The sequence below is a fragment of the Pectobacterium jejuense genome, assembly GCF_026800125.1.
Lineage (GTDB): Bacteria > Pseudomonadota > Gammaproteobacteria > Enterobacterales > Enterobacteriaceae > Pectobacterium > Pectobacterium jejuense.
Genome location: NZ_JAPQKX010000005.1, coordinates 363218 through 389860, shown reverse-complemented (window position 1 = coordinate 389860; position 26643 = coordinate 363218). Strand labels below are relative to the sequence as shown.

The 26643-nt window shown below is 53.2% G+C and carries 25 protein-coding genes; 18 read left to right on the top strand and 7 right to left on the bottom strand.

All coding sequences use genetic code 11. The annotated features are described in order from the left end of the window. The first annotated feature begins 8 nt into the window (after positions 1 to 8). The 3 genes from qseG to glnB all read left to right on the top strand — a co-directional run bounded on the left by qseG (position 9) and on the right by glnB (position 2640). A complete protein-coding gene (qseG, locus tag NXT09_RS12150) occupies positions 9 to 860 on the top strand; it encodes a two-component system QseEF-associated lipoprotein QseG (protein WP_268579824.1) in 852 nt (283 codons plus the stop codon). Next, the gene (gene glrR, locus NXT09_RS12145) at positions 857 to 2194 is read left to right on the top strand and encodes a two-component system response regulator GlrR (RefSeq protein WP_010280116.1); all 1338 of its coding nucleotides are present in this window, start codon (positions 857 to 859) and stop codon (positions 2192 to 2194) included. The genes qseG and glrR overlap by 4 nt, the downstream gene beginning before the upstream one ends. A 107-nt stretch (positions 2195 to 2301) precedes the next feature. Continuing rightward, entirely contained in the window at positions 2302 to 2640 is a 339-nt protein-coding gene (glnB, locus tag NXT09_RS12140) for a nitrogen regulatory protein P-II (protein WP_005970202.1), read from the top strand. A gap of 78 nt (positions 2641 to 2718) precedes the next feature. Here the strand turns inward: glnB and pemA are convergent, their stop codons facing one another. From pemA to hmpA, 3 genes are all read right to left on the bottom strand, one after another. Further along, a complete protein-coding gene (gene pemA, locus NXT09_RS12135) occupies positions 2719 to 3825 on the bottom strand; it encodes a pectinesterase PemA (RefSeq protein ID WP_306417493.1) in 1107 nt (368 codons plus the stop codon). Positions 3826 to 3920: 95 nt separating this feature from the next. Continuing rightward, entirely contained in the window at positions 3921 to 5579 is a 1659-nt protein-coding gene (gene paeY / locus NXT09_RS12130) for a pectin acetylesterase PaeY (RefSeq protein ID WP_268579823.1), read from the bottom strand. A 482-nt stretch (positions 5580 to 6061) separates the two neighbouring features. Next, positions 6062 to 7252, bottom strand: coding sequence for an NO-inducible flavohemoprotein (hmpA, locus tag NXT09_RS12125; RefSeq protein WP_268579822.1), 1191 nt, complete (start codon positions 7250 to 7252; stop codon positions 6062 to 6064). Between the two features lie 360 nt (positions 7253 to 7612). On the opposite strand from hmpA, the gene glyA reads away from it, so the two are divergent. From glyA to NXT09_RS12090, 7 genes are all read left to right on the top strand, one after another. Beyond that, entirely contained in the window at positions 7613 to 8866 is a 1254-nt protein-coding gene (gene glyA / locus NXT09_RS12120) for a serine hydroxymethyltransferase (RefSeq protein WP_014916229.1), read from the top strand. A 320-nt stretch (positions 8867 to 9186) separates the two neighbouring features. Further along, the gene (locus NXT09_RS12115) at positions 9187 to 10347 is read left to right on the top strand and encodes a 3-phenylpropionate MFS transporter (protein ID WP_268579821.1); all 1161 of its coding nucleotides are present in this window, start codon (positions 9187 to 9189) and stop codon (positions 10345 to 10347) included. A gap of 43 nt (positions 10348 to 10390) precedes the next feature. Continuing rightward, positions 10391 to 11050: a DUF1007 family protein gene (locus NXT09_RS12110; protein ID WP_205550198.1), complete on the top strand. Its 660-nt coding sequence runs from the start codon at positions 10391 to 10393 to the stop codon at positions 11048 to 11050. Then, complete coding sequence (locus tag NXT09_RS12105; RefSeq protein WP_268579820.1) at positions 11041 to 12144, top strand: nickel/cobalt transporter; 1104 nt, start codon at positions 11041 to 11043, stop codon at positions 12142 to 12144. Before NXT09_RS12110 ends, NXT09_RS12105 begins: the two co-directional genes overlap by 10 nt. Positions 12145 to 12262: 118 nt before the next feature. Next, entirely contained in the window at positions 12263 to 13390 is a 1128-nt protein-coding gene (locus tag NXT09_RS12100) for an ABC transporter substrate-binding protein (protein ID WP_268579819.1), read from the top strand. A 446-nt stretch (positions 13391 to 13836) separates the two neighbouring features. Further along, positions 13837 to 15504, top strand: a complete 1668-nt coding sequence (locus NXT09_RS12095) for a methyl-accepting chemotaxis protein (protein WP_268579818.1) — start codon at positions 13837 to 13839, stop codon at positions 15502 to 15504. An 85-nt stretch (positions 15505 to 15589) separates the two neighbouring features. Continuing rightward, positions 15590 to 15913: a hypothetical protein gene (locus tag NXT09_RS12090; protein WP_180773758.1), complete on the top strand. Its 324-nt coding sequence runs from the start codon at positions 15590 to 15592 to the stop codon at positions 15911 to 15913. Positions 15914 to 16044: 131 nt separating this feature from the next. Here the strand turns inward: NXT09_RS12090 and NXT09_RS12085 are convergent, their stop codons facing one another. The 4 genes from NXT09_RS12085 to suhB all read right to left on the bottom strand — a co-directional run bounded on the left by NXT09_RS12085 (position 16045) and on the right by suhB (position 20025). Beyond that, positions 16045 to 16845: an ABC transporter ATP-binding protein gene (locus tag NXT09_RS12085; protein WP_205550190.1), complete on the bottom strand. Its 801-nt coding sequence runs from the start codon at positions 16843 to 16845 to the stop codon at positions 16045 to 16047. Further along, positions 16842 to 17825, bottom strand: coding sequence for a FecCD family ABC transporter permease (locus tag NXT09_RS12080; RefSeq protein ID WP_370586400.1), 984 nt, complete (start codon positions 17823 to 17825; stop codon positions 16842 to 16844). The genes NXT09_RS12085 and NXT09_RS12080 overlap by 4 nt, the downstream gene beginning before the upstream one ends. Positions 17826 to 17930: 105 nt before the next feature. Next, positions 17931 to 19049, bottom strand: a complete 1119-nt coding sequence (locus tag NXT09_RS12075) for an ABC transporter substrate-binding protein (protein ID WP_205550188.1) — start codon at positions 19047 to 19049, stop codon at positions 17931 to 17933. 172 nt (positions 19050 to 19221) lie between these two features. Beyond that, positions 19222 to 20025 carry an inositol-1-monophosphatase gene (suhB, locus tag NXT09_RS12070; RefSeq protein WP_014916219.1) on the bottom strand — a complete coding sequence of 268 codons (804 nt, stop codon included), beginning with the start codon at positions 20023 to 20025 and terminating at the stop codon, positions 19222 to 19224. Between the two features lie 142 nt (positions 20026 to 20167). Here suhB and trmJ point away from each other — a divergent pair, with 142 nt between their 5' ends. The 8 genes from trmJ (at position 20168) to fdx (ending at position 26640) form a co-directional block, all read left to right on the top strand. Continuing rightward, positions 20168 to 20893 (top strand): tRNA (cytosine(32)/uridine(32)-2'-O)-methyltransferase TrmJ, encoded by a 726-nt coding sequence (trmJ, locus tag NXT09_RS12065; protein ID WP_268579817.1) that lies wholly within the window; start codon positions 20168 to 20170, stop codon positions 20891 to 20893. A 119-nt stretch (positions 20894 to 21012) separates the two neighbouring features. Beyond that, positions 21013 to 21507 carry a Fe-S cluster assembly transcriptional regulator IscR gene (gene iscR / locus NXT09_RS12060; RefSeq protein WP_151241606.1) on the top strand — a complete coding sequence of 165 codons (495 nt, stop codon included), beginning with the start codon at positions 21013 to 21015 and terminating at the stop codon, positions 21505 to 21507. Between the two features lie 250 nt (positions 21508 to 21757). Further along, positions 21758 to 22972 (top strand): IscS subfamily cysteine desulfurase, encoded by a 1215-nt coding sequence (locus NXT09_RS12055; RefSeq protein ID WP_039284484.1) that lies wholly within the window; start codon positions 21758 to 21760, stop codon positions 22970 to 22972. A gap of 24 nt (positions 22973 to 22996) precedes the next feature. Beyond that, positions 22997 to 23383: a Fe-S cluster assembly scaffold IscU gene (gene iscU, locus NXT09_RS12050; RefSeq protein ID WP_005970177.1), complete on the top strand. Its 387-nt coding sequence runs from the start codon at positions 22997 to 22999 to the stop codon at positions 23381 to 23383. An 80-nt stretch (positions 23384 to 23463) separates the two neighbouring features. Continuing rightward, complete coding sequence (iscA, locus tag NXT09_RS12045) at positions 23464 to 23787, top strand: iron-sulfur cluster assembly protein IscA (protein ID WP_014916217.1); 324 nt, start codon at positions 23464 to 23466, stop codon at positions 23785 to 23787. Positions 23788 to 23858: 71 nt separating this feature from the next. Then, on the top strand, positions 23859 to 24377 hold the full coding sequence (hscB, locus tag NXT09_RS12040; RefSeq protein WP_268579816.1) for a co-chaperone HscB: 519 nt from the start codon (positions 23859 to 23861) through the stop codon (positions 24375 to 24377). A 75-nt stretch (positions 24378 to 24452) separates the two neighbouring features. After that, positions 24453 to 26303 carry a Fe-S protein assembly chaperone HscA gene (hscA, locus tag NXT09_RS12035; protein ID WP_268579815.1) on the top strand — a complete coding sequence of 617 codons (1851 nt, stop codon included), beginning with the start codon at positions 24453 to 24455 and terminating at the stop codon, positions 26301 to 26303. A 1-nt stretch (position 26304) separates the two neighbouring features. Further along, entirely contained in the window at positions 26305 to 26640 is a 336-nt protein-coding gene (fdx, locus tag NXT09_RS12030; RefSeq protein ID WP_005970171.1) for an ISC system 2Fe-2S type ferredoxin, read from the top strand. Positions 26641 to 26643: the final 3 nt, after the last annotated feature.

The following is a 26643-nucleotide window of genomic DNA, read 5'->3' as shown; positions in this document are numbered from 1 at the left end:
AATAGAGAATGAATGTAGGATTTATGAAGGGATGGCTAGCGAGTAGAAGATTTTCCCGTCTGTTGAAAGCGGTGGTCATGTCGTCACCGCTCGTTTTGGCTGCGTGTAATAGCCATGTAATCAGCGGCACGGCGTTGCTGGAGACGGAGGCGACACCGCCGAAAGAGCAGGTTGCCGATTTCCGTATCGCGCAATGCGAGCATCTGTGGCAGATAGACGATCGTGAATCCATGAACAACGCGCTTTACTGGTTGCGGGCGATGGACTGTGCCGGGCGTTTAACGCAGTTCCAGGCCCGTGAGGAAGCCGGGCAAGTTGCGGGTGATAGCTGGGATAGCATATTTAAGCAGGGCATCCTGCTGGATAATGCTGGTATTACTCAGGCTGAACGCCGTCAGGTGCTGGAACAGATCAATTTATATCGTCTGGCTTTCCCAGCGGCGCTGCGCCCGCTGATGCAAACCTGGCGTGACAGACAAACGTTGTTCTTGGCGCTGTCGGATGAGCGTCTGCGCTATAAGCGTTTGCAGGAATCCAGCGACAAGCAGCTAGATGCTCTGCGTGTACAGCAAAGTCACCTGCAATATCAGTTAGAAACAACTACGCAGAAACTGGAAAATCTGACGGATATTGAGCGCCAACTGTCGTCTCGTAAGCAGCTGTCGGGGGACATGCCGGATAACGACGGCGATCGTCGCGGGAATTCTGGTGCAAATAGCAGTAGTGCAAATAAAGACAGTTCGCGCAATTCGGCAACGAAATCCAGAAATGAGCCGGTTGACGCGGATGACACCTATACGCCGCCGATGGAATCACATACGGACAACGCGACGACGAAGAAGGAGTCAACAAGACAATGACAGCCCGAAAAACGGCGAGTTTGTTGCTCGTGGATGATGACCCCAGCCTGCTGAAACTGTTGGGCATGCGGCTGACCAGCGAAGGATTTAGCGTGATGACGGCGGAGAGTGGCCAAGAGGCGCTGCGGCTGTTAACGCGTGAGACGTTCGATCTGGTGATCAGCGATCTTCGTATGGATGAAATGGATGGCATGGCGCTGTTTGCCGAAATTCAGCGCTATCAGCCGGGGATGCCGGTGATCATTTTAACTGCTCACGGTTCCATTCCCGATGCGGTTGCGGCTACACAGCAGGGCGTATTCAGCTTCCTGACGAAGCCTGTTGACCGCGATGCGCTCTACAAAGCGATAGACGAAGCGCTAGCATTGTCCGCCCCGGCGGGTGATGAAAGCTGGCGTGAAACCATCGTGACGCGCAGCCCGATTATGCTGCGTCTGCTGGAGCAGGCCAGAATGGTCGCGCAGTCGGACGTCAGCGTGCTGATTAACGGCCAGAGCGGAACAGGGAAAGAGGTGCTGGCTCAGGCGATTCATGCGGCAAGCCCGCGTGCAAAAAAAGCCTTCATTGCCATTAACTGCGGTGCGCTGCCGGAGCCATTGCTGGAGTCGGAGCTGTTCGGCCATGCAAAAGGGGCCTTTACCGGTGCGGTTAGCAGCCGTGAAGGGCTTTTTCAGGCGGCGGAAGGCGGCACGCTGTTTTTAGATGAAATCGGCGATATGCCGCTGTCCTTACAGGTTAAGCTGCTGCGCGTTCTGCAGGAGCGAAAAGTCCGCCCGCTGGGTAGCAACCGCGATTTGGACATTGACGTGCGGATTATTTCCGCCACGCACCGTGATTTGCCGAAGGCGATGGAGAAGAACGAATTTCGCGAGGATCTCTATTATCGGCTCAATGTAGTGAATATGAAGCTGCCCGCGCTGCATGAGCGTGCTGAAGATATCCCGATGTTGGCAAACCATCTGCTGCGTGAATCCGCTAATCGCCACAAGCCTTTTGTGCGCACCTTTTCAACCGATGCGATGAAGCGCTTGATGACGGCAAGCTGGCCGGGTAACGTGCGTCAACTGGTGAATGTCATCGAACAGTGTGTGGCGCTGACCAGCGCACCGGTGATCAGCGATGCGCTGGTTGAACAAGCGCTGGAAGGTGAAAATACCGCCCTGCCAACGTTTGTTGAAGCGCGTCATCAGTTTGAGCTTAACTATTTGCGAAAACTATTACAGATCGCAAAAGGTAACGTGACGCAGGCCGCGCGAATGGCCGGGCGTAACCGAACGGAATTTTATAAACTGTTGGGCCGCCATGAGCTGGATGCCAACGATTTTAAAGACTAGCGCTGAGAGAGCCGTGCGGGTGTAGATTGTCCGCCTGAGTTCTGACATGCTGTTCACTTGCTGATGCTCGGCTTTGGCCGCAACATAGATAACACAAAGGTTCCTCCATGAAGAAAATTGATGCGATTATTAAGCCGTTCAAACTGGACGATGTGCGTGAAGCGTTAGCTGAAGTGGGCATCACAGGGATGACGGTAACAGAAGTTAAAGGTTTTGGTCGTCAGAAAGGCCACACCGAGCTGTATCGTGGCGCAGAATACATGGTCGATTTTCTGCCAAAAGTAAAAATCGAAATTGTCGTGTCAGATGACATCGTCGATACCTGCGTAGAAACCATCACGCAGACCGCGCAAACGGGTAAAATCGGCGACGGTAAAATTTTCGTCTTTGATGTGGCGCGCGTTGTCCGTATTCGCACCGGTGAAGAAGACGAAGAAGCGATTTAATCGCCTCGTCTCGCGTTGTTCTGTTTTAGAAGCCAGCCTGATGAGGGCTGGCTTCGTCACATTTCTTCTACTCTACTTCTACTTTCCTTTAGGCGCGGTAGGAACCCAACCTGCCAGCACTTTGTCTGCGGTGTATTCTGCCGCTTCCGCATCGCTTAACTGACGGCGTTGATCGTTTTTCTCAGCCCCTTTACCGCTGGATTTATACTCGAAAAAGCGTGAGTCCTGCGGATGGAACCAGATTTTCTCGCCTTGTTTATCTTTGCCTGACATTTTGTCCCAGCCATAAATATGGTCATCCATGCTGGTGTTCAGGAAGACGGTCTGGCCGATCGCGTTAGGATCGGCATAGCGCCCATCGTCAAAGGTGGTCGTTGGGTGCCAAGGGCGACCCAGGCCATAGCTGTTCGCTGGGACGTCTTGTTCTTTCGTCACCCGGCTATTGATAATGACCAAGCCATATTTTTGTTTAATGTCGGTGCTGGGCGCGGTGAGATAGCCAATCGGCTGATCTTTCACGTCGGTACGGTTACGCGCGACAATGTCGCAATCGTCAAACAGTGCAGTCCCGTTACCAAAGATGAAATCAACGGTGCCGCTGATGCGGCATTGTGAGAAGAAGCTGCGTCCCCCTTTCACATAGAGCGTGTCCTGATAGCCCGTCAGGCTGACATCATGGAACCACGCCCGATCGCTATTTTCGGCAACCAGCAGCGCAACGGCCTGCGAGTCTTTTAATTTGGTTGGGTCATCGTTAGCTTTAGCCTGATTGGCCGGATAATCAAAACCATTGTTGATGGTCAGTGAACGAGCGCTGAAATCGGGCGCATCGACTTTCACTGTGTTACTGCCATAGGTTCCCCACTTGCTGCCATCGGGTTTGAGCATCCCAGCGGCGGTGGTCGCGGAGATCACGGTGCCGTCACGGCTTTCACCCTGTAGGTGAATGTTGGGGCGCGTAATGGTCAGGCGCTCGTGGTACACGCCATTTTTCACATAGATCACAAACGGCGAGCTGTCTGCCGGGGCGCTGGCGATGGCTTCAGAAATAGTTTTGTAGGCTTTGGTGTCCTCTGCGTTGCTGGAAACCAGCGCATTGTAGTCGGCAGCCTGCGCTAGCGCCCAGGGCGAGGAAATCAACATGGCTAAGGTCAGCGTTTTGCAGAGGTGTGAGGCGTTTATCATGTCCAGAGTCCTGTAATCGGTAAGGGAAGGGTATATAACGCGCGGCGATGTAACGCCGCGCGCGGTTCGGTCTTATCGTTTTGCCTGACTAATGACTACTTGTGTTTGCTGGCCGTTTTTTCCGCCAGCGACGCTAAAGCGGGTTCCTGCCGAATAGCGTCGGCGACAATCCCTGCCACGGCGATAGCGCCTTTTTTCTGAAAATGGGTGGTATCCGGTTTGCTCAGGCTACCGGCCTGATCGCGATAGTAAGGATATTGTTTAGGATCGATCACCAGCCAGTATTGTTTCCAATGGTCGCTGTTGCCCTGGTTCGCCAACGCAATAGTGGCGGGTTCAACGTCCAGCAAAATCACCTTGTTATCAGCAGCCGTATTCCTTATGGTTTGGCTGTAATCGCCGATGAAGGCATAGCCATTTTCCGCGTTTTGCTTGGTGAAGTGACTGTGTACCGCAGGCGTGCCGTTTTTCCCGTCAGCCGTTTTTACTCGGGTGGTCGGGGTAAGCAGAACCGGTGTGAGTTTGTGCTGGCGGGCGAAAGTGATGTAGCGCTCTAGCGATGTCTGGAATGACATATCGGCTTTCCCCTGCGGTGCCTGCTTTTTCCCTGCGGCATCGTTCGGGTAAGTACAGAGGTTAGCGACATCCGCCGGGCCACGTACCGCTTTTGCACTGTTGCAATTTTGATCGTTGTGTCCCATTTGGATAAACAGGAAATCACCCTCTTTCATCAGCGGCTGCATCTGGCGGAACCAGCCTTCGTAGAAATAGTCGCGTGAGCTACGGCCTGCACGTGCGCCATTGACGACTTTTACACCACTGTCTTTACTGAACTGCTGTTCAAAAACCTGACCCCATCCCATACGCGGGAAGCGCATTTTTTCATAGGTTGCCGCGGTTGAGTCGCCGACCATGAAAATGCGGGTTTGCGCTTTCTGGATCGCGTCCAGACTTTGGCGGGCAGAACGGTAATCCAGCGGTTCATAATCGCCTTTATTATTCAGGCCGACGATGGGATGGAACGCACTGTCGGTCAGTACCGTATGGCCAGAATGGCCGGTATCGTTGTGATAATTGCGGGTATGGTTAATGACGTTGACGATTTTGGCGACCGCATCCTGCTGGGCCGCGGGGTAAGTCAGAGGGTCGAAACTCTTGGGCGCGCTGACGCCAACCTGTTTTAACGCGTCATTAAAGCCTGCATGAAAATCGGCGTAGGCTTTTTTCCATGCTGCGGCGTCCATCTTTGGTGATGCTGTGTCGTCCGTTAGCTGCTGTGGACCAATGTAGCCTGCTGCCACCGCAATATCTGAGGTAATGCGGTCAGTCAGCGGGTTGATATTGGCAATATTCTCTTTACCGTCATGCAATGACGGGGCGACAGCAGACAGGCAGATTGCACGGGAAATATTATTCAGCAGGCAGTTATTGCCGCCGGATTCGATGGCTAACAGACGTAGCGGCGGTGTGAGGCCAGAGACATCGAGGTGATATTTTCCCTGCTCATCGGTCTGTGTCTGCCGCTTCTGACCCTGCTGGTCTCTGATAATGATGGTGGCAGGCAGATGAATATCCCGTACGGTGACATTACCGGATAAGCCGGTTTTTTCACCCAGTGTTGAACCCGACAGTAAGTTAATGCTGTCCGGCGCGGCGGTCTGGTGTGCCGCGGCGGGCGTTTTAGCATGTACCAGTGTGAAAGGGGCGGAAAGTATCAGAGCTAAAGCTACACTTTCTGAAAAACGTTTTGCCATGGTCAGACATATCCCTTGTTGGTTAGTCGAAAACGGTTAATGAACCCAGGCGTTATCAAAGGAAGGTCGCTGTTTTTTATCGCTCTTGTCACGGCCTTTAGCGAGAACGTCGGGCTTTTATTGTGCACCCAAGCCGATGCCTAAACGAGGCTTCTTTGATGAAATAACTATTCATTAAAAATGAAATGTTATTTTAATAAGACCTTGTTTTTTGTGACCCACCTCTTTTTTAGCGGAGCACTACCGTATTGGCATATAGATTTGTGATCAATAAGGTGTTTTATACCCGTCATACTTCAAGCTGCTTGCGCGTTGGCCGCCCTTACTCACCCCAGTCACTTACCTGAGTAAGCTCCTGGGGATTCGCGCAGTTGCCGCCTTCACGCAACTTGAATTATTTAGGGTATGTTCTGGTGGTTTTCTGAAAGATGAAAAAAAGGCCGCAAAAGCGGCCTTTGGGTTTGATCCGTTATCAATGAGGGTTAGACAACTTTATGCGGACCAAAACATTCGTAATGTAGCTGCTCAGCGGGGATACCCATAGCCAGCAACTGCTGTGCGATAAATTGCATGAAAACCACAGGGCCGCACAGGTAATAGTGCATATCTGGCGTGGTTAATTCATCTTTTAACGAGTCCAACTGCATCAGCCCGCTGTGATGATAGTCTTCGCCCGGACGATCGGCCTGCTGCGGTTCCCGATACCAGATGTGGTGCTGGAACTGTGGCAGCGACTGTCCCGTTTTTCCGATTTCATCCGCAAAAGCATGCGCCGTGCCATTTTCTGCTGCATGCAGCCATAGCATCTTCGCCTGATGATCCTGCTGCTTGAGCGTATGCAACATGCCCAGCATCGGGGTTTGTCCCACGCCGCCAGAAATCAGGGCAACCGGCGTGGAAGCGGGGATATCAAGGAAGAAATCGCCGTGCGGAGCCGCCAGATGAATGATATCGCCTTCACGAGCGGTATCATGCAGATAGCCCGAAACGGTGCCCTGTGCTTCACGTTTCACTGCAATCCGGTAGGATTTTCCATTTGGTGCGTGAGTCAGAGAGTATTGGCGAATCTCCTGGTTGGCAAAACTGTCATGCTTGATGTAAACCGCCAGATACTGGCCCGGTTGAAAATCAGCAATAGGCTGGCCGTCGGTGGGTTCCAACGTGAAGCTGGTAATCACCGAGCTTTGCGGCTGCTTGTTCACAATACGGAAAGGTCGCACACCGCTCCAGCCGCCGTTTTGCGCTTCGGTACTGCGGTAGATATCGCCTTCGCGCTGGATGAAGACATTCGCCAGCACGCCATAGGCTTTACCCCAGGCATCCAGTACTTCTTGCCCTGGGCTAAACAGTTCATCCAGCGTTGCCAATAAGTGATTACCCACGATCTGATACTGATCGGCCTGAATGTTAAAGCTGGCATGCTTTTGGGCGATACGTTCAACCGCAGGCAGCAGTGCGGCCAGATTTTCAATATTCGTTGCATAAGCACAGATGGCATTGAACAACGCTTCACGCTGATCGCCATTGCGCTGATTGCTCATGTTAAAAATATCTTTGAGCTCAGGGTTATGCGTAAACATGCGATCGTAGAAGTGTGCGGTCAGTTTCGGGCCGGTTTCCGCCAGCAGAGGAATGGTTGACTTAACGATGGCGATAGTTTGGTTATCCAGCATGGTGACTCCTTATTTATTGGCATGACTTATAAGTTGTATTTTATATGCATCTTATTGGGTTTGTCCGCCGCTGTAAATTACCTTTTGGGTGGTAGGGGTTTTTAGGCGGAGCCAAAGGGAATAACATGAAGAAATAGCAGGTTGAGAATGAAGAAAAATCCGTTTACCACTGCGCAGCAGATATTTGCTGAAGCCTTGTGCTGCCTGTAGCTAATCGTTTGCGTAAAAACCTCTGTCAAGACCTATCTTCATTAGGGAAAAACGGTTTACACTATACGCCATTCCCCAAAAGGGTAGCCCAATTTCCAAATGGGCCATTAATTCCCAGTATATTTATGTTAGCTGAGTCAGGAGATCCGGATGTTAAAGCGTGAAATGAACATTGCCGATTATGATGCCGACCTGTGGCAAGCAATGGAGCAAGAAGTGGTGCGTCAGGAAGAGCACATCGAACTGATTGCGTCAGAAAACTACACCAGCCCACGCGTTATGCAGGCTCAAGGGTCTCAGCTGACGAACAAGTATGCTGAAGGTTATCCGGGCAAGCGTTACTACGGCGGCTGTGAGTACGTTGATATCGTTGAGCAGTTGGCGATCGATCGTGCGAAAGCGCTGTTCGGTGCAGATTATGCCAACGTGCAGCCGCACTCTGGTTCTCAGGCTAACTTTGCCGTTTACACTGCGCTGCTGCAGCCGGGCGACACCATTCTGGGTATGAACCTGGCGCACGGTGGTCACCTGACGCACGGTTCTCCGGTTAACCTGTCAGGTAAACTGTATAACGTTATTCCTTACGGCATCGACGAAAGCGGTAAGATCGACTACGACGAAATGGCTGAACTGGCGCGTACGCACAAGCCAAAAATGATCGTCGGCGGTTTCTCTGCTTACTCTGGCGTCGTTGACTGGGCGAAGATGCGCGAAATCGCTGACAGCATCGGTGCTTATCTGTTTGTTGATATGGCACACGTTGCTGGCCTGATTGCCGCGGATGTTTACCCTAACCCGGTTCCTCATGCTCATATCGTGACTACCACCACGCACAAAACGCTGGCTGGTCCACGCGGTGGCCTGATTCTGGCGAAAGGCGGCGACGAAGAGCTGTACAAGAAACTGAACTCTGCGGTATTCCCTGGCGGTCAGGGCGGCCCGTTGATGCACGTTATCGCCGGTAAAGCCGTTGCGCTGAAAGAAGCGATGGAGCCTGAATTCAAGGTTTACCAGCAGCAGGTCGCGAAAAACGCCAAAGCAATGGTTGAAGTCTTCCTGTCACGTGGTTTCAACGTGGTTTCTGGTGGAACCAGCAACCACCTGTTCCTGCTGGATCTGGTGAGCAAAAACCTGACTGGTAAAGAAGCTGATGCTGCGCTGGGCCGTGCAAACATCACCGTGAACAAAAACAGCGTGCCTAACGATCCGAAGAGCCCGTTCGTGACTTCCGGTATCCGTATCGGTACGCCAGCGGCAACCCGTCGCGGCTTTAAAGAAGCGGAAGTGCGTGAACTGGCTGGCTGGATCTGTGATGTGTTGGACAACATCAACGACGAAGCGACCATTGAACGCGTGAAACAGAAAGTTCTGGAGATCTGCGCCCGCTTCCCGGTTTACGCATAATTCGGCATTTTCTCTGACATTACTGTCGGAACACGTCCTAAACGCCAGCCTGAGTGCTGGCGTTTTTTATGGCGGCCATCCGACCGCCACCCTTCGGGCCGTCGCAAGCGACGTTGAAAAACGTTCCTCACGTTTTTTTATGGCGGCATCCCTGGCCGCCATCCTTCGAGCCGTCGCATCATGACACTATCTCCGTTCACGTTTAATGGTGAATAACGCGTTGCACCGCCGTGTGCACTCTGACACAGTAACCGGCAAAAAAGAGTAGCTAGCAAAAAAGTGCCGAAGCTAGGAGAGTTCGTCATCGAAAGGGAGAAATCATGGTTTTGCAATCGACGCGCTGGTTGGCGCTGAGCTATTTCACCTACTTTTTTTGCTATGGCGTTTTCCTGCCGTTTTGGGGCGGGTGGCTGAAAGGCGAGGGGCTGTCCGCTGAGTCGATCGGCATGCTGCTGGGCGCGGGGCTGGTGGCGCGCTTCGTCGGCAGTCTGGTCATCACGCCCAGCGTGAAAGATCCGTCCAAATTGATTACGGTATTACGTGGACTGGCGTTGCTGTCACTGGCGCTGGCTGTCGGTTTCTGGCTGGGGAATGCCTGGCTGTGGCTGATGATAGTGATGATCGGATTTAACCTGTTTTTCGCACCGCTGGTACCACTGACGGATGCATTAGCCGCGACGTGGCAGCGGCAGATTGTGATGGATTACGGCAAGGTTCGCGTCTGGGGTTCGATCGCGTTTGTTATCGCTTCTGCGGCAACGGGGGAACTGGTCGCTATCTGGGGACACCCCGCGATCCTGGCAATCCTCAGCGCGGGACTGGCCGTCATGCTCTTGGGCATGCTGCTTCGCCCTAGCGTGATGCCGCAAGCCGCAACCTCGACAGCGCAGTCGGTTAGCGTCACGCCGTGGAAACGATTGCTGACTGAACCTGCGGTATGGCGCTTCCTGCTTTGTGTGTCGCTGCTGCAAGGCGCACACGCGGCGTACTATGGTTTCAGCGTCATTTATTGGCAGGATTCGGGCTATTCCGCCTCGATTATCGGCTATCTCTGGTCGTTAGGCGTGGTCGCGGAGATTGTTATCTTTACCTTCAGCCAACGCCTGTTCCGACGCTGGAGTGCCAGACAGCTTCTGTTGCTCTCTGCCGTATGCGGCGTGGTGCGCTGGGGCTTGATGGGCGCGACAGTGGCTCTGCCATGGCTGATTGTGATACAGATATTGCACTGTGGCACCTTCACCGTTTGCCATCTGGCCGCCATGCGCTTTATCGCCGCACGCACCGGTGGTGACATCCTGCGGTTACAGGCGGTGTATTCCGCGCTGGCGATGGGCGGAAGTATCGCGGTGATGACGATGGTGTCCGGTTTCCTGTTTGAACACTTGCAGGGCGGCACGTTTTGGGTGATGGCGCTGCTGGCGGTTCCGGCCCTGTTTATTCGGCCTTCTGTCAGTCATCACTCTGTGGCCGGAAAAGCATAAGAAATGGCGTGCATTGTCAATATAACGCAGTATGGTAAAAATAATGTTACATTATAACGCTTTGAAACGATGGTGCGGACGGATAACGTTGCTGATGACAGGTCTGGCGTTCGGCCAGCCCGTTTTCGCTCACCCACACAGTTTTATTGATATGCAGACGACAGTTGAGAGCCAGAACGACAACATCACCGGTTTACGCATGCTGTGGACGATGGATCCCATCACGTCTGCCGACCTGTTGTATGATGCCGGGAAGGCCAAGAAGGACTCTGAAGTCTGGAAAAAGCTGGCGGCGGAAGTGATGGCGAATGTGTTAGGACAGCACTATTTCACCGATATTTACCGTGATGGTCAGCCCGTGAAATATGCGCCGATGCCAACCGAATATCACCTTTCCCGCAAAGGCAATCAGGCGGTACTGGAGTTTGTGCTGCCGCTGGCGCATCCACAGCCGCTGGCCGGCAAGCCTTTGCTGATTTCTACTTACGATCCTACCTACTTTGTTGATATGTCCTACCAGAACGACAAGGCCGTTACGCTGGCGCCTGCGCTGGCTTCACGTTGTAAAACTTCGCTCGTCACGCCGGAACCTAACGCTGAACTGCAATCCTATGCGCTGTCGCTGGATAAGAACGATGCGCCGGATGAAGACATGGAGCTAGGGAAACAGTTTGCACAGCGGGTGACGTTGCAATGTCAGTGAACCTCGGCTCACTGCCGCGTCAGCGCTCGTTGTTGAGTCGATTGCGCGATCTGTGGCCGCTGTGGCTGTTCTTGGCGCTGCTGGCCTCGGCGCTGCATTACATCGTGGGATACTGGCCGCAAATCGTGCTGCAAAGCGCGATCTGGCAGAAGTCGCTGCATCAGCAGATGTCGCACCTGTTGCAGATGGTGGAACAGCAGCCGCATCAGGCGGGGCTGAGTCTGATGATGTTCAGTCTGGTCTATGGCGTGCTTCATGCCGTTGGGCCGGGGCACGGTAAAGTCGTTATCATGACCTATCTGGCGACACACCCGTCGAAGCTGAAAAGCAGCCTGAAGTTGACGCTTGCCGCGTCGCTGGTTCAGGGGCTGATGGCGGTAGCGCTGGTGACCATAGTCTTAGGGATCTTGCAGTTATCCAGCCGAACGTTGCATAACAGCAGTTTCTGGATGGAAAAGGGGAGCTTTGTGCTGGTGGCGGGGCTCGGGCTGCTGCTCTGTTTCCGCGCGTTGAAACAGCTGTATATCGCCATCGTGCGGCAGCCTAAACCGGCGACGATTTTGCGCGTAACGCCTTTGCACATAACCCCTTCTCACGTCACCCAGTTTAACGTACCAACCGATGGACGTATGGTGCTTCGCCCGACGCCTGCGCTTTCCTCTTCTTCTCATCAACACGATGCCGACTGCGGCTGCGGGCACCGCCATCTCCCGAGTAATGAAGAACTTGAGCGCGATAGCAGTTGGCGCACGCGTCTGATGATTGTGCTGGCAATGGGAATGCGTCCGTGTTCCGGCGCTATTCTGGTGCTGCTTTTCTCTAAAGTGATCGGCGTGTATTGGTGGGGCGTGGCCTCTGCGCTGGTGATGGCTGCCGGAACGGCGATCACGATCTCGGCGCTGGCCGTGTTGGTTTTTTACTGCCGTCGCGTGGTTGAGCGCTTAGGTGCAAACCGAGCTTCGCCCGTGTGGCAGCGTGCGACGTTTTCTCTTCTGGCGTTTGCTGGCGGGCTGATTTTAGTTGGCTCCGGCGTCCTGCTTTACCTCAGTGCACAGCCCGCAATGATGGGCGGCATTCGGCCATTCTCCGGCTAATTTTACCTTTTATTAACGCTGCGCTAAAAACCCATTGCTTCGGGTAATCACGGCAGGATATCATTTCAATAATGATAACTATTATCATTTATAACCATAATCGCAGAAGGGAATAATAATGAAGAAATGGCTGTTTTCAGTCGTTGCTCTGTTGGGGCTGAGCGCGAGCGTTGTCGCTAGCGCTAACCCGATTGTTATTGAAGACGTTAGTGGCAGGAAAGTAGAAATCAAATCCGAAGTGAAGCGGATTATCCTCGGGGAAGGTCGACAGATTTATCTGCTGGCTGCCTTTGATACCGAGGCACCGTTCCAGCGCGTGGTTGGCTGGCGTGACGATCTGCCAAAAGCCGATTACGACGGCTATATGGCTTATGAAAAGCAATACCCGGAAATCAAAAAGCTGCCGACCTTTGGCGGAGCGAAAGACGGTACCTTCAACGTTGAGCAGGCATTGACGCTGAAACCGGATTTGGTACTGATGAATCTGGAGTCAAAAGCGGCGACGGATGAAGGCAAACTGATCGAGAAACTCAATTCGCTGGGGATTCCAGTGGTGTTTATCGATTTCCGCGAGAAGCCGTTTGAGAACGCAGAAAAAAGCATTCACATCATGGGCCAGCTGGTTGGCAAACCACAGCGTGCGGAAGAGATCATTAAATTCCGCCGTGAGCAGATTGAGCTGGTCACCGATCGGTTGAAGAACTATCAGGGCCCACGTCCGAAAGTGATGATTGACCGCGCGGGCGGTTATGACGAAGAATGCTGCATGTCATTCGGTGATGAAAATTTTGGCCGCATGGTTGAGGCTGCCGGCGGTGACAACATTGCCAAAAACATCATCCCCGGCACGTTTGGTACGCTGAACCCAGAGCAGATTATCAGCTCTCGCCCGGATGTGGTGGTGGTGACTGGAGCTAACTGGAAAAACTACAACACGGCAAATGGCTGGGTTGGCGTTGGACCGGGAGCCGATCAGAAGGAAGCGCTGCAACGCCTGCAAAAACTGATGGAACGCTCAGCATTCAAAACGCTGCCGGTAGCAACCGATGGTAACGCGCATGCAATCTGGCATCAGTTCTATGATAGCCCGTATCAGTTTGTGGCGATTCAGGTGTTAGCAAAATGGATGCACCCGGAACTTTTCAAGGATATCGATCCTGATGCAACGTTCCGTACCTTCCACGAGAAGTTCCTGCCGCTGCCATATCAGCCAGGCTATTGGGTTACGCTGCCAGCGAAGAAATAACATCGTCACACAGTAAGCCAGATAATGCAGTAAACCAGATAATAGAAAAGCACTGAACCTCATCGGTCAGTGCTTTTTTTTGTGCTTTTTTCACCGATTTTATCGCCTGACGAACAATTGAAAAATATATCTACTGTTCATCGCAACATGGCTGATGAAGGATTTTTCGCAAGCCATTCTCTTCTAATTAATTTGTTGCAGGATCAATGGATGTTTGTGACGATCGATTATCTTACTTTGATAGATTTTAACTATTGTTTTGAGATTATTAAGTGATTTTAATGATCGATGCTATCAAGCTGTCTGCTTCTGTGGCGATAATTGAACGTGGTAAAGGTATGTCTGACTTTTACGCAAAACGCCACGTAGGGAGGGACATTCGGTTTAGTCGACATACCGGAATCAGGAAAAAAATGCGGTATAAAAATTCAAAAAATGGAGCGGTTATGAATATCACGCAACGCCTGCTGTTGACGTTTTCACTAATGTCGCTGGCGCTTATCTCATTAGTTATTGTCACTTTATCATTGTTATCAGGGTTCCAATCTCGTTTTGAATATGTTCAGGATAATGCGATTCCGAGCATTAAAGATTTAAATAGTCTGGTGGATAAAAGCAACTCGCTGGTGCTTTTTTTGTATCGTCATCAGACCACGGATGACGATCGCAAGCTGCCCGCGATCGAGCAGGATATTAATAGAACCATCGATGAAATAAAGACGCTTAATGAGTATTACCTGATCAATGATGCCTCCAGCGAGGAAGACCGCCAACTGACCCATACGGCGATTGATCTGACCAAAAAATTACAGGCGTCGCTACCTGTTTTTCTTAACGCATCAAAGGCGAACCAAAACGAGATCGCGCTTGGCCTGTTGCAAGGAGCAAACGGACCTGGAGAAGCGGTACGTGAGTTACTCGCCAATTACCGTAAGCAATTCGATCTTAATGTTGAAATGGGCGACGAACTGCGTCAGATGAATAAACGGATTTATGATCAAACGTGGTTTGGTCTGTTGTCCGGTACGTTACTGATCGTGTTGCTGATCGGCTTGTTCGCGGTGAGAACTATTCTGGGCATTAGAAAAAGTTTGAATAACATGAGTCAAACGATGGAAAGCGTTAGCACCCATCTTGACCTGACGATTCAAGCTGACGATCGACGCAAGGATGAAGTGGGAAATACCGCTCGCGCCTTTAACAGCCTGATGCAGCGGGTATCCTCAGCGCTGGCTTCGGTGAGTGCTTCATCGCAGTCAGTGAGCAGCGCGGCGACGCAGATTGCGGCGGGGAATGAAGATCTGTCATCCCGCACCGAGGAACAGGCTGCTTCGCTGGAACAAACGGCGGCCAGTATGACGGAAATCAGTGAGACAGTGCGCCAGAACGCGGAGAACACGCAACAGGCGAGCCTGCTGGCGGGGAATGCCAGCAAGATATCCATCAATAGTGCGGATTCCGTCAATACGATGCTGAATACGATGGAACACATTCGCACCAGCTCAGGCAAGATCACCGAGATCATTGCGCTCATCGAAGGCATCGCGTTTCAGACCAATATCCTCGCCCTGAATGCGGCGGTAGAAGCCGCACGTGCTGGTGAGCAGGGGCGTGGTTTTGCGGTGGTGGCGGGAGAAGTGCGTACGCTGGCACAGCGATCGTCTACCGCGGCGCGCGAAATCAAGGATTTGATTGATGCCTCAAACTCGCTGGTGTCGGCGGGCGTGGATCAAGCCAGCGATGTAGGGAAAAACATGTCGGCGATGAAGGATGCGATCCAGCAAGTGACCGATCTAGTCAATGAAATCGCGGCGGCGACCGAGGAGCAAAGCCAGGGTATCAGCCAGGTGCATCAGGCGGTTAACCAGATGGATGATGTGACTCAGCAAAACGCCTCACTGGTGGAAGAGGCGTCTGCGGCGTCGCAGTCGTTGCAGGAACAGGCAAGTACGTTGAGCCAACTGGTGGGGCAGTTCATTGTGGGACAGGTTACCCCTCTGGCGCTGGCTTCCGCTTCTGCATCCGCGTTACCAGGAATATCCGCGCCACGTCTTTCTCCTGTGAGGAAAAAAGCTGCCGTTGCTTCGGATGAAGCGGACTGGCAGCGTTTCTAATCTATCGCGCCGTATGCTGCGCAGTAAGGCGGTATGCGGCTATAGGTTCGATTGACCAGCGGCGAAAACCAAGGGAGATGACGGTATGGAACCGATTGAGCACAGTGCGGAAAATCTGGGGGATTATGCGTCGCTACTGACGGAATTCGAGCATATGACCGCCTTGCTTACTCAGCTAATGAAAAGCGATTACCGCACGCTTGATCTCTATCTCAATAATTGCAGCCACCTTATTTTGCGATTTACAGCAATCTATAAACTGCTCGATAAGCCAGAGTTTGAACATTATCTGAAGCATTATGACGCGGCGCTCTACTACAACGTAAACAGCGTGGGTTTGGCATTGCGTTTGTTTGAGAACATGCTGACGAACATGCGCGATGGGCTTGCCTCTGCGCGTTTGTGCTGAATAGCGTCAACGTGAGGTATAGCGTGTACGGTGTATGGTTCTGGTGTGGTGAATCAGCGTCGTCGCGTTTGGTAAGGTGAAGGTAAGGAAGACGGTGAGGGAACTCACCGTCTATTCGTCCAGAGAAAAGCTTAGATGGTCGGTTCGCTGACCAGCCCGTCGATAATCACCTGCGGCACGCCCTGCGAACAGCGCTCGATGCGTCCGCGTACGCCATAGACCGCTGACAGGCTTTCAGGGCTAATCACCTCGGCCGGTGCGCCATTGGCAATCAAATTACCGTTTTGCAGCATCAATACGTGGTCGCCGTGACGCAGCGCGATATTGATGTCATGCACTACCACGACGGTGATGATGTTGCGCTTGCGCGTTTCCTTGCGTACCAAATCCATCACGTGGAACTGATAGTTCAGATCCAGCGCGCTGAGCGGTTCGTCCAGCAGGAGCAGCGAGGGTTGACGGATCAGCGATTGCGCTAACCCTACCAGCTGTTTCTGTCCGCCGGAGAGCTGATCGAGATAGCTCAACGCCAGATGCTCAATGCCCAACTGGCGCAGCAGGCTCATCACTTCATCCTGCTTTTCGGCGTTGTGCATGCCGCCGGACGCGCGCTGTGCGACGATAATCGATTCCAGTACGTGCAGGTGAACGCCCGCAGGCAGGGATTGCGGCAGATAAACGACTTTTTCCGCCCGCTGGGCAAAAGGCAACGCCATCAGGTTGGTGTCATCCAACCACAGTTCACCTTCGGAAGCATTCAGACCTGCCATTGCACGCAACAGCGTGGATTTACCGCTGCCGTTGGGGCCGAGCAGCACGGTAATTTTCCCGCGCGGCAGCTGTGGTACGGACAGATCGCGAATCACTTGACGCTTGGGGTAACCGGCGCGAAAGTGGGAAAGGCGTAATCCAGAAGAGGTTTGCTGGCTCATACGTTTCCTCTGTGGCGCAGGATAATACTCAGGAAGAAGGGAACACCAACCAGTGATGTGACGATCCCGACCGGGATAATGACGCCGGGGATGAGGTTTTTCGAGGCAACGGACGCCATCGACAACACCAGCGCGCCAGTTAACGCACTGGCAGGCAGATAGAAGCGGTGATCTTCGCCGAAAATCATGCGTGCGATATGCGGAGCCACCAGACCGATGAAGCCGATAGGGCCAACAAACGCGACTGAAATGGCGGACAAAATACTGATGCGCAGCAGCGTCGCCAGACGCAGGCGGCGAACGTTAATGCCAAAACTCACGGCGCGATCTTCACCCAACCGCAGCGCGGTCAGTTTCCATGAGCTCATCAGGGAAATTGGCATCACGATAGCCAACACCAGCAGCAGGATTCCCAGTTTTTCCCACGAGGCGCGGGCCAGGCTGCCCATCGTCCAGAACACCAGACCTTGCAGCGTGTCTTCGTTGGCGATGAACTGGAGCATGGAAACCAGTGCGTTGAAGGTGAACACCAGCGCGATACCGAACAGCACGACGCCGGAGGTGGCGACCTGCGTCCAGCGCGTAATGCCATCAAGCAGCAACGCTGCCAGCAGCGCGAAGATAAAGGCGTTTGCGGAGATAAACCACTGAGCCGGAATACCGGGGATGCCGATACCGAGGACGATAGCCAGCGCAGCACCGAACGCAGCTGCGGAAGAAACGCCGAGCGTAAACGGGCTGGCCAACGGGTTGTTCAGGATCGTCTGCATCTCTGCACCGGCCAGACCAAGCGCCAGCCCGACCACGATAGCCATCAGCGCGTAAGGCAGACGAATATCCCAGACGATCACGCGCGTACCCGCATCGGCGCTGGCCGGATCGGTCAGCGTCTGCCAAAGTACATCAAGCGTCAGCCCTGAAGGCCCCATCGTAAAATCCAGCAACAACGAGCCGATGATGATCAACAGCAGTATCGCCATAACACCCACACGGCGTCGAATGATGCCGCGATAGTTGTCCATAATGGTGTTGGCATCCGCGGCAGTATTGCGGATACCCGGTTCAGTGGTTGTACTCATTAAAAATTACTCACCTTGTTTCCAGGCAAAGATAAAGTCACTGTCAGGCAGCGAGGTAAAATTCTGAATGATATGGTGATACGTATCATCAGGATTCAGGCTGGTAAAGGCCTGAGGATAAATATCCTTGGCCAGATATTCCATACCGACAATGTTGTAGGGATGGTTGTAAAAATGGTGGTAAACGCCGTAGACGTGTTTTGCCTGAACCGCGGGGATCTGACTGATACCCGTGCGATTTAGCAGCGTAGCGGCCTGATTGCGCACGTCTTCTACGCTGGCACCCAAGCCTAGCGGCAGGACCTGACTGTTGCCACGCTTAGAGCCTGTCATAATGTAGACATCGGGCTTCATGCTGATGATTTTTTCCAGCGAGACAAAGCCTGATGCACCCGGCAGCAAATCTGATCCTATATTTTTCGCGCCGACCGCTTCAACCAATCCGCCCCAGCCGCTGTTGCTGTGTGTGAAGCAGCAGGAGTCTGAGTTACCGGCAATCGGTTCAACAAAGACGCTAGGTTTCGGGGTGATTGCAGCGGTTTTCTGCTGAATAGCATCGAAGTGTTGACGATAGAAATCGGTATACGCTTTGGCATTGGCTTCCCGGTTCAGAACTTTACCCAACAGGTCGACGCTGGGGGCGGTATCTTTAGCCGGATTCACTTCATAATCGACGAACAGTACCGGAATATTCAGCGCGCTGAGCTTGTCGATCACTCCGCTTTCCTTCAGGGCTGCCTTGGCACGCAGCTGGGCAATCATCAGGTCCGGCTGTTTTGACAGCACGCTTTCCAGATCGACGTTACCTTTGTCACTGAAGCCCATATCCAAAATGCCAACGGACTGAGGCCATTTTCCTTTCAGCATATCCCAGGTTGCGGTGTCCTGTTTTTTCGCCAGATTGTTCCAGGCGACCAGACGCTGAAAGGGATTATCGCGGTCAAGCAATGCCATCGTCATAATATCGCGCCCATCTTGCAGAATGATGCGCTGTGGCTCTTGTTTAATGGTAACACTTCTTCCGTCGAAATCGGTGACGGTAAGAGGGTATTGGGTGGCGTAGCTGAAAAGCGGGGTGGTGAGGAGTGCGGTCAGAAAGAGTGATCTTACTGATTTTCTTAACATGGTGGCGATCCTAATTCACAGTTTATCAATGTGATGAAGTTATCAGTGTAATGAGTTTGATAATTATTATCGTATAAGGATAAACAATGCGTATACAGGATTCATATGTAAAGAAAAATAACAACTCCGGCCCAATTTCGTTTTTATGGAGGTGGGCCGGAGTGGGTCGGAATTAGCGTTTCAGCGCGTCGCTCAATTCTTCACGGATGGTGCCCAGAATGGATTTCACCACACGTGGGTTACCTGCAACCAGATTGCCGGATGCCAGATAGTTATGGCCGCCAACGAAATCGGTCACGATCCCGCCAGCTTCACGTACCAGCAGTTCGCCACCAGCAAAATCCCACGGCTTCAGGCCGATTTCAAAGAAACCGTCAACGCGACCCGCAGCCACATAGGCCAGATCCAGTGCAGCAGAACCCGTACGGCGGAAATCCGCACAGTGGGTGAACAGCGCGCCGATGGCGTTGATATAGCTTTTGCTGTGTTGTTTTAATTTGAAAGGGAAACCTGTTGCCAGTACGGTGCCTTCCAGATCGCGGGCAGTGCTGCTGCGCAGACGGTAGCCGTTCAGCTGTGCGCCTTGACCACGGGTCGCGGTAAACAGTTCATTACGCATAGGATCGTAAACAACGGCAACTTCGGTACGGCCTTTAATGCGGACCGCGATAGAAACAGCGAAGTGAGGTAAACGTTTGATGAAGTTGGTGGTGCCATCCAGAGGATCGATAACCCATTGTACTGCCGGATCTTCGCCAACCAGCTCGCCACACTCTTCACCAATAATGGTGTGCTGTGGGTAAGACTTACGGATGACTTCAACGATCAGACGTTCTGCATCCCGATCGACGTTGGTCACAAAATCGTTGCTGCCTTTCTGGCTAGCTTCGACGGCGTCTGGCGTTTCATAGTTCTTGGCAATTAAATTACCGGCTTTACGCGCAGCGCGTATAGCGATGTTGAGCATCGGATGCATGGTATCGGTCCACTGGAATGTTAAAGAACGGAAAGCGGCGCAGAGTATAGCAGTAGAAAAGTAAAATAGCTAAGTTTGTGTTAAGGTATGCCGTTTTCCTTTTTGCACGACTTCCTTCTATCTATCGCATAACAGAGTTCATATGTTAGACAATATTCGCATTGTTCTGGTTGAAACGTCGCACACTGGCAATATGGGATCAGTGGCCAGGGCGATCAAAACCATGGGGTTAAGCAAACTGTATTTGGTCAACCCATTGGTGAAGCCTGATTCGCAGGCAATTGCGTTGGCGGCAGGCGCCAGCGATGTTATCGGCAATGCCACTATTGTGGATTCGTTCGATCAGGCGCTCGAAGGCTGTGGTCTGGTCGTTGGCACCAGCGCGCGTTCTCGAACCTTACCTTGGCCGATGCTGGAACCACGCGAGTGCGGTGTTCGTAGCGCGCAGGAAGCGGAACACGCGCCGGTCGCGCTGGTGTTTGGGCGCGAACGCGTGGGGCTGACGAATGAAGAGCTTCAGAAATGCCATTATCACGTGGCGATTCCCGCGAACCCGGAATACAGCTCGCTCAATCTGGCGATGGCGGTGCAGATCATTGCTTATGAAGTGCGCATTGCACATTTGGATCGCTTACAGGCTGGGCAGCCGGAACATGAAGAGTCGCCGTACCCGCTGGTCGACGATCTGGAGCGGTTTTACCAGCATCTTGAACAGACGCTGCTGCAAACCGGATTTATCCGACCGGCACATCAAGGGCAGGTGATGAACAAGCTGCGCCGCCTGTTTACCCGCGCCAGGCCTGAAAGTCAGGAGCTTAACATTCTGCGTGGAATACTGAGTTCGGTACAGAAAACACACGACGAATAATACTTGAGTGTTTTACTTGGTTAAATAGTTGACTAAAACACTCAGGAATGTCAGACTCGCGGTATGTTCTGCCAATACATGTTTTCATAATACATGTTTTATCTACAGGTACCACTATCATGAGACTGACATCCAAAGGCCGTTACGCCGTTACCGCCATGCTCGATGTGGCTCTGCACTCCCAGGAAGGACCCGTTCCATTGGCGGATATTTCTGAACGCCAGGGTATTTCACTGTCTTACCTGGAGCAGCTGTTTTCGCGTCTGCGCAAGAATGGGCTGGTTGCCAGCGTTCGTGGCCCAGGCGGCGGTTACCTGCTGGGTAAAAACGCGAATGAAATCGCTGTTGGTATGGTCATTTCGGCCGTCGATGAATCTGTTGATGCAACGCGTTGCCAGGGCCGCGAAGGCTGCCAGGGTGGCGATCGCTGCCTGACGCACACCCTGTGGCGCGATCTGAGTGACCGTATTACCGACTTCCTGAATAACATCACGCTGGATGAGCTGGTGAATAATAAGGAAGTGCTGGATGTGGCGGATCGTCAGGATGCTGACACGCGCCGCATCGCCAATGGACGTATCCAGGAAACGATCAACGTTAACCTGCGCGCCTGATACACCTTCAACGTGACGAGTACCCTTACTCGTCACGTTTTGCCTTTCTGATAGCCGCATAATCCTGACCACATTGCCCAATGTGGTGTTGATGTTAGTCCGACTGTCACGGCGTGTTCTGACGATAAATGGTTCCACGATAACATCGCCAGATTTTTTGCATTGGCCCGAGAGGTTGCGGGTATAAACAGCCTGTCAATAAAACAAAACGCATTGTACGTTTTGAAGTGATGTACGGAGTTTATGAGCAATGAAGTTACCTATCTATCTCGACTACTCAGCCACCACGCCGGTTGACCCGCGCGTCGCTGAGAAAATGATGCAGTGTTTGACCTTGGACGGTACGTTCGGTAACCCGGCTTCCCGTTCCCACCGTTTTGGCTGGCAAGCGGAAGAGGCGGTTGATATCGCCCGTAACCAAATTGCTGAACTGGTCGGTGCCGACCCACGTGAGATTGTCTTCACGTCAGGCGCGACCGAAGCCGATAACCTCGCGATTAAAGGTGTTGCCAACTTCTATCAGAAGAAGGGTAAGCACATCATCACCAGCAAGACCGAGCACAAAGCCGTGCTGGATACCTGCCGTCAGCTTGAACGCGAAGGCTTCGAGGTCACTTATCTGGCCCCGCAGCGTAACGGCATTATCGATCTGGCTGAACTCGAAGCGGCAATGCGTGAGGACACCATTCTGGTTTCCATCATGCACGTCAATAATGAAATCGGCGTTGTGCAGGATATTGCCGCTATCGGTGACATGTGCCGCAGCCGCGGTATCGTGTTCCATGTTGATGCCACGCAGAGCGTAGGCAAACTGCCTATCGATCTCAACCAGTTAAAAGTGGATCTGATGTCTTTCTCCGGCCATAAAATCTATGGGCCGAAAGGGATCGGGGCACTGTATGTTCGTCGTAAACCCCGTATTCGTCTCGAAGCGCAGATGCACGGCGGCGGCCATGAGCGCGGCATGCGTTCTGGCACCTTGCCTGTGCACCAGATTGTCGGCATGGGCGAAGCCTACCGCATCGCGAAAGAAGAGATGACCGCAGAAATGGATCGCCTGCGTGCGCTGCGCGATCGTCTGTGGAACGGTATTAATGATATTGAAGAAGTCTACCTGAATGGTGATATCGAGCAGGGCGTGCCCAATATCCTGAACGTCAGCTTCAACTACGTTGAAGGTGAATCGCTGATTATGGCGCTCAAGGATCTGGCGGTATCGTCCGGTTCTGCCTGTACGTCGGCCAGTCTGGAGCCCTCCTACGTGTTACGTGCGCTGGGCATGAATGATGAGCTGGCACATAGCTCGATCCGTTTCTCGCTGGGACGTTTTACCACCGAAGAAGAGATCGACTACACCATCGAGCTGGTACGTAAATCCATCGGCCGTCTGCGCGATCTTTCTCCGCTGTGGGAAATGTTCAAGCAGGGCGTGGATATCAGCAGCATCGAGTGGGCGCATCATTAATTCACCAGTTCGGGGACGACTATCATGGCTTACAGCGAAAAAGTAATTGATCACTATGAAAACCCACGCAACGTGGGTTCATTTGACAACGCCGATCCTTCTATCGGCAGCGGCATGGTCGGCGCGCCAGCGTGCGGCGATGTGATGAAGTTGCAGATAAAAGTCAACAATGAGGGTATCATCGAAGATGCCCGCTTCAAGACATACGGTTGTGGTTCTGCCATTGCCTCCAGCTCGCTGGTCACAGAGTGGGTAAAAGGCAAATCGCTGAATGAAGCTGAAGCGATTAAGAACACGCAGATTGCCGAAGAGCTTGAGCTACCGCCGGTGAAGATTCACTGCTCCATTCTGGCGGAAGACGCTATCAAGGCAGCGATTGCGGATTACAAAAGTAAGCGCGACGCGCAGTAATCTCTGTGGCTGAACTCGGCGGGGCACCGTTTCTTGCGGTGCCTGATTCCGTCGAGGTGGCGAACGATCGAGGTAACAGTATGTCGATTTCTCTGAGCGAAAGTGCGGCACAACGCGTGAACGCTTTCATCGCAAACCGGGGCAAAGGCCTTGGGCTGCGTCTTGGCGTACGGACATCCGGCTGTTCCGGTATGGCGTACGTGCTGGAGTTTGTTGATGATTTGAACGACGGTGATACGGTCTTTGAAGACAAAGGCGTGAAGGTCATCGTGGACGGCAAAAGTCTGGTCTATCTTGACGGAACCGAGTTGGATTTCGTCAAAGAAGGGCTGAACGAAGGCTTTAAGTTCAATAATCCGAACATTTCCGGCGAATGCGGTTGCGGCGAAAGTTTCAACGTCTGACCCCTCTTGGGTAGTGAGCGTGCGATCGATTAATAGCATGTGTTGCTACCCAGAACTCCCAGAGTACCACTATGGATTACTTTACGTTATTCGGGCTGCCGATTCGCTATGATGTGGATGGCGGCCTGCTTGCATCCCGTTTTCAGGACTTGCAACGTCAGTTCCATCCTGACCGTTATGCTGCCAGCCCAGAGCGCGAGCGCATGCTGGCGGTGCAGCAGGCGGCGACGATCAATAACGCCTATCAGGCGCTCAATCATCCGCTGAGACGCGCGGAGTATATGCTGTCGCTGCACGGTTTTGATGTGAACAACGAACAGCATACGATGAAGGACACAGCATTCCTGATGGAACAGCTGGAACTGCGCGAAGAGCTGGACGCGATCTCGCAGCGATCGGATGCCGATGAGGCGCTGGCGGCCTTCGCCGAGCGATTGCAGGCAACGATCGTTAAGCGCCGTTCACATATGCGTGATGAACTCGATAATGAGACGTGGACAGACGCCGCAGACACCGTGCGCAAGCTACGCTTTTTAGACAAGCTCCAGCAACAGGTTGAAGAACTCGAAGAACAATTGCTGGACAGATAACTGGTTAATCCGGCGGGTAACCCGATGGTGATTGCTATATCGGGTTTTTCGCCAGCCAATTGATGGAAGCTCAATATGGCCTTATTACAAATTAGTGAGCCTGGCCTTAGCGCCGCACCGCACCAGCGCCGTCTGGCTGTCGGTATTGATTTAGGCACCACCCATTCTCTTGTTGCCACCGTACGCAGCGGTGAAGCTCAGACGCTGGCAGATAGCGATGGGCGCGACCTGCTGCCCTCGGTTGTCCACTATCGTCACGATGGTCACAGCGTCGGCTGGGATGCACGCGACAATGCTGCCCACGATCTGGACAATACCGTCAGCTCAGTCAAACGCCTGATGGGGCGTTCTCTGGACGATATTCAGCAGCGCTACCCGCATTTACCGTATCACTTTCATGCCAGCGATAACGGCCTGCCGCTGATTCAGACCTCGGCTGGCAATCTTAATCCTGTACAGGTATCGGCGGATATTTTATCCGCGCTGGCTGCGCGTGCGGAAGCGGCGTTAGGCGGCGTGCCGGATGGCGTGGTGATTACCGTTCCTGCGTACTTCGATGACGCACAGCGTCAGGGCACCAAAGATGCGGCACGTCTTGCCGGGCTGCACGTATTGCGCCTGCTGAACGAACCGACTGCGGCCGCGATTGCTTACGGGCTGGATTCCGGTAAAGAAGGCGTGATCGCCATTTACGATCTGGGCGGTGGCACCTTTGATATTTCCATTCTGCGCCTGAGCCGCGGCGTCTTTGAGGTGCTGGCAACGGGCGGTGATTCTGCGTTGGGTGGTGATGATTTCGATCATCTGCTGGCAGAGTGGCTGCGTGAGCAGGCGGGCATTCACGATCGTGACGATCGCCAGTTGGATCATGCCTTTCGTGATGCAGCGGTGAAAGCCAAAGTTGCGCTCAGCAGCGCCGAGTCAGTGCGTGTGGATGTCGTTGGCTGGCAGGGCGATATCACCCGCGAGCAGTTTGATTCGCTGATTGCTTCGCTGGTGAAACGCACGCTGCTATCCTGCCGTCGTACGCTGAAAGACGCGGGGCTGACGCCAGAAGACGTGCTGGAAGTTGTGATGGTAGGTGGATCGACGCGCGTTCCGTTGGTGCGTGAGCAGGTGGGAACGTTTTTTGGTCGTACACCGCTGACGTCGATCGATCCAGACAAGGTCGTGGCTATCGGCGCGGCGATCCAGGCGGATATTCTGGTGGGCAACAAGCCAGACAGCGACATGCTGCTGCTGGACGTGATCCCGTTGTCGCTGGGGCTGGAGACGATGGGCGGGCTGGTGGAAAAAATCATTCCACGCAATACCACGATCCCGGTTGCTCGCGCACAGGAGTTCACAACGTTCAAAGACGGCCAGAGCGGCATGATGATCCACGTCTTGCAGGGCGAACGTGAAATGGTGGCGGATTGCCGCTCGCTTGCGCGCTTCTCACTGCGCGGTCTGCCGCCGCTGCCTGCCGGTGGGGCTCACATTCGCGTGACCTTTCAGGTTGATGCGGATGGCCTGCTGAGCGTCACGGCGATGGAGAAATCGACGGGCGTCGAGGCATCCATTCAGGTTAAACCGTCATACGGTCTGAGCGATACGGAAATTGCCACGATGATCACCGACTCGATGCTGAATGCGAAGGAAGATGTCGGCGCGCGTCGTCTGGCAGAGCAAAAAGTAGAAGCTGCACGCGTGCTGGAAAGCTTGCAAAGCGCGCTGGTGGCCGACGCCGAGTTATTGAGCAATGACGAAAAAGGCATCATTGTCGCGGCATCCGAACATCTGCATACGATGATGCAGGGAAGCGATCCCGTGGCGATTGAAGCCGCGATTAAAACAGTCGATCAACAAACCCAGGAATTCGCCGCCCGTCGCATGGATGCCTCTATCCGTCGCGCGCTGGCAGGTCATTCTGTGGATGAGGTGTAACATGCCTAAGATAGTCTTTTTACCGCATCAGGATCTGTGTCCTGAAGGGGCGGTTTTGGAAGCGGAACGCGGTGAAAGCATTTTGGAAGTCGCCCTGCGTAACGGTATTGACGTTGAGCACGCCTGCGAGAAATCCTGTGCCTGCACCACCTGCCACTGCATCGTGCGCGAAGGTTTCGACTCGCTGGCAGAAAGTACAGAAGAAGAAGACGACATGCTGGATAAGGCCTGGGGGCTGGAGCCGGAAAGTCGTCTGGGCTGTCAGGCGCGTATCGCCGGGGACGATCTGGTCGTCGAGATCCCACGCTATACGATCAACCACGCGCGCGAGCATTAATCT